This window comes from Candidatus Babeliales bacterium (assembly GCA_035288105.1).
Classification (GTDB): domain Bacteria; phylum Babelota; class Babeliae; order Babelales; family Vermiphilaceae; genus SOIL31.
Genome location: DATEAY010000009.1, coordinates 1 through 3,281, shown reverse-complemented (window position 1 = coordinate 3,281; position 3,281 = coordinate 1). Strand labels below are relative to the sequence as shown.

At 32.4% G+C, this 3,281-nt stretch carries 3 protein-coding genes; 2 read left to right on the top strand and 1 reads right to left on the bottom strand.

Features of this window, described 5'->3' with window-relative positions; translation table 11 throughout:
- Both VJJ26_00400 and VJJ26_00395 read left to right on the top strand, forming a co-directional pair.
- Positions 1 to 181, top strand: a 181-nt coding sequence (locus VJJ26_00400) for a hypothetical protein (GenBank protein HLC06620.1), incomplete at its 5' end; no start/stop codon positions are given.
- A gap of 316 nt (positions 182 to 497) precedes the next feature.
- Complete coding sequence (locus VJJ26_00395) at positions 498 to 1,922, top strand: transposase (GenBank protein ID HLC06619.1); 1,425 nt, start codon at positions 498 to 500, stop codon at positions 1,920 to 1,922.
- A gap of 173 nt (positions 1,923 to 2,095) precedes the next feature.
- Here VJJ26_00395 and VJJ26_00390 read toward each other — a convergent pair whose 3' ends face one another.
- On the bottom strand, positions 2,096 to 3,250 hold the full coding sequence (locus VJJ26_00390) for an ISNCY family transposase (GenBank protein ID HLC06618.1): 1,155 nt from the start codon (positions 3,248 to 3,250) through the stop codon (positions 2,096 to 2,098).
- Positions 3,251 to 3,281: the final 31 nt, after the last annotated feature.

Sequence of the window (3,281 nt, the reverse complement as noted above, 5' to 3'; positions counted from 1 at the left end):
AGGATTAATTGAGGCTATGGAAAACTATGGTCTAAAACAAGGTCTCGTTCTAACTGAAAATGATAAAATTTCTACTGAACAATTACACCATGGTAATAACAAATATACTGTACACATTATACCGATATGGTGGTGGTTATTGAATAAGAACCATAAAGCAACATTCGATTCCAAGCTCTAACGAAATGACCCTAATTTAGAATGAGTGTTTAAAAACGAACCGTAGCGGCCATAACACCTATTATTGTTGCTACTAATCACTTCACACCAATCGTATGATACTACTTTAATTCAAACATCACTTTTTGAACGCAAATCCGCTCATCAGCGCATCATATATGCTGTAACTAACCTTAGCATTTTCCTATATTCCCAAAAATTTAGGAACTAGGTTTAACTGACATTTGCTGCAACCCGTTTCAAAATAAGCATTTTCAATGATTGACATGTATTATTTTGTCTGGTATTCTCGTTCCTATATAGGAACGAGGAATATTATGAGCTATACAATATACAAAACAGTAAAAAATAAAAAATATGCTTATGAAGTTACTTCTTATTGGAATACTGAATTAAAACAATCTAGAAGAAAAACTAAGTATTTAGGAGCTGTTGATGGCGATAATAATATCACAGATAAAATCGAACGAACTAAAGAAAAACTTATTTTGGACTTTGGCGACGGTTATTTGTTAAATGAATTTGTAAAAAGTTTAAGTATTTTTCCTTTGATTGATTCGCTAATGATACGTAAGTATAAAGAAATAATACCGCTGATCTGCTATAGGCTGTGCATACAATCTGCTATGTATAATGCCTCTAGTTGGTCAGAAGCCAATATTGTAAGTGCGCTACACAAAGATATAGACTTATCCTCACAAAATATTAGCAGAATTTTATCATTTTTAGGATCTGAAAATTTACAAAGAAATTTTTTTGAACAATATTTAAAAATTGTTGGCGGCATAGAAAAAAGCATAATCATAGATGCAACTAGTTTACCAAATCAGATTAATAGTGGGTTTAACGCTTGGGGCTACTCAGACAGTCATATTGAAAAACAGTTTCGTTTTTTGTGTGTTGTTGATCAAGAACAAAAAATGCCGTTGTTTTATAGATATTTGCCAGGAAATTTATCAGATATTTCAACTCTACGAAACACTATAACTGAATTACAAAGCATGGGAGTAAAAAACAGCTTTGTTTTGATTGATGCTGGATATTTTTCTGCTGAAAATATTGGGGAATTATATAATTCAAAAATTGATTTTCTTACCAGAATACCGTCATCGCGAGCAATATATAAAGAATTGGTAGATAAAGAAGTTAAAGATCTGGAAAATATCGAATACGCCGTCAAATATAATAAGCGCATATTGTTTATAAAAAAAGTAGAGATAGATTTATATGCACATAGAGCATACGCTTATGTTGTATTAGATCCTATGCGTAAAAGCAAAGAGATTGGTGAACAGATAAATGAATACCTAGAATTAAAGGAGGATGAACAGGATATCGATAAGACAAAGACAAAAATAAAACTAAATAATTGCGGAGTCATGGTGCTTGTTAGTTCTAAAAATATTGAAGCTAAAAAAGTTATATCATGTTATTACATGCGCCAATCTGTAGAGCAAGTGTTTGGTTTTATGAAAGATGATTTAGATTCGCTACCTATTAGACGTCATAATGATGAAACTATACGTGGATATTTATTTTTACAGTTTATTGTTTTGGTTATATTTGTGCAATTGCGTCAAAAATTAGAATCTAAATATACTGTAGAGCAAGCATTGTTGCAGATGCGTAATCTAAAGTGTAAAGTTTTTACAGATAAGATATTAGTTGCAGAATTAACAAAACGTCAAAAAGAGGTTTTTGGTCTTTGCAAGATCCTCGTTCCTAAATTTTTGGGAATATAGGAACTTACGTTTCTTGTAAGTTATCCACATATCCACAGGTTTTTGCCAAAAATTTTAAAATTTACGGCAATAAAAACAAGCTCGCAGCATAACTTGCGACAAATTTATTTCTGCCATGGTAGCTTTTAGATTAGATAGTGGCAATATCTTTGTTGATAAATTCTATTAAAAGATTAAATCAAATTAAAAATATTTTTTAACTTGGTTTCAATATTTCTGCGTAATATAAACGGATTTAACGATTCGTAGATTCTGGTTAGCTTTTGCTTGGCATCTGGATGGATATGATCGCTTGTTAGTAGTCTTTGATATGGAGTTTGAGGAATACCATATTTCTTACGATATTTTGAATTTACCCTTTCTTTAGATAGCAGCTTCATAGTTGGACAAAAGTAATTTTGTAATAAGCTATATTCTTTTCGATATAGATCATTCATTAACGGTATTAGCGGTTTTTTATCAAAACGATCATACCCAAAGAGTTGTCGCACGTGAGTCCAATTTTTCTGTTCTACGTGAGCATTATCATTTTTATGGTAAGGTCGAGATCTACTAAATTGCACCAGCTTCGCTTTAGGACGATCACTAAAATATCGGATTAAGTGGTGATTCAAAAACTCTGAACCATTATCACAATCAAAGCCTAATAACTGAAATGGTAGTTTTGATTCAATGTCTTGAATTTGTTCAAGCACTCCTTGGGATCCTTTACCCCAAATAGCTCGATTCTCAGTCCAAGCGCTATAAATGTCAGTAAGCGTAAGGCTCCAAGCAAAGTCTCCACTTAAAGAATTACCACAATGAGCAACAGTATCAGCCTCACAGAAACCAGGTTTGGTTATATCCCAATTATCAGTACGAATAGGAATTTGGTTTTTTAATAAAGATCCTGGTTTGGTTCCACATAACCCTTTACGTTTAAACTTAGCTTTATTTGGTTTAAGCAGTCTATCAATTGTTGAAGCACTTATCACCAAGAGCTTGTTTTTAGATTCCTCTAATAATTGGCCATATTCATCTTCATAAAATGGCAGCCATATTGGTAGCGCTGCTTTTAATTTCTTGCTGCACATTTGATTGGTGGAAAGCCAAATCTTAGTTAGAGGTTCAAGAATATAGCTTTGGTTATAAATTGATCTTTTGCCTCTTTTTTTGGTTTTGGATCTCTTTTTTCTAAATGGTTGCCAAAGCAAATTGCTAGCATATTTACGGTGATATTTACAGACAGCACAGAACTCATCTAAGATCCTAGTTTTTAATTCTTTATTACCTTTGCGATATCGTTTACGTATTGCCGCAAGATAAGCTTTTTTCTCTTTATGACCCATATTTCACCCCCTTTCTTCGGTAAGATTTAAT

Bases quoted from the DNA above. Each gene is read 5' to 3' on its own strand.
- VJJ26_00395 (HLC06619.1), top strand. From the start codon at position 498: ATGAGCTATACAATATACAAAACAGTAAAAAATAAAAAATATGCTTAT.
- VJJ26_00390 (HLC06618.1), bottom strand. From the start codon at position 3,250: ATGGGTCATAAAGAGAAAAAAGCTTATCTTGCGGCAATACGTAAACGA.